This is a genomic window from Tepidibacillus infernus (assembly GCF_048898065.1).
Taxonomy (GTDB): Bacteria; Bacillota; Bacilli; order Tepidibacillales; family Tepidibacillaceae; genus Tepidibacillus_B; species Tepidibacillus_B infernus.
In genome coordinates this window covers 1-255 of the sequence record NZ_JBLWFI010000064.1, presented here as the reverse complement: position 1 = coordinate 255, position 255 = coordinate 1, and the positions used below count along the sequence as shown (strand labels likewise).

Here is a 255-nt window from a genome sequence, read left to right as displayed (position 1 = left end):
CCCGTTGGATAGTGAAAGAAATGGAAGAACGTTCAGAAGCGTATTGTTCGTTCATCTGTTTAATTTTTTCGTTAAAAAAAGCAATCGGATCATCGTATTGTTTTTCTAGTTCATCCAGATAACCAAGAGATTCGATAGTTCTGGATTTAGGGGATTTACTATTAGCATCCCGATAGCTCTGTACGATGGATAAATAAATGCGACCAGTTTTTTTATTTTTCACTTGTCTAAGAAACATGAACATGGCTCCCTTAA

Annotated in this window: 1 pseudogene; it reads right to left on the bottom strand. The window is 35.7% G+C overall.

Annotation, left to right across the window (positions count from 1 at the left end):
- A pseudogene (locus TEPIDINF_RS15285) lies at window positions 1-238 on the bottom strand (IS1634 family transposase); the annotation flags it as partial.
- Window positions 239-255 lie beyond the last annotated feature (17 nt).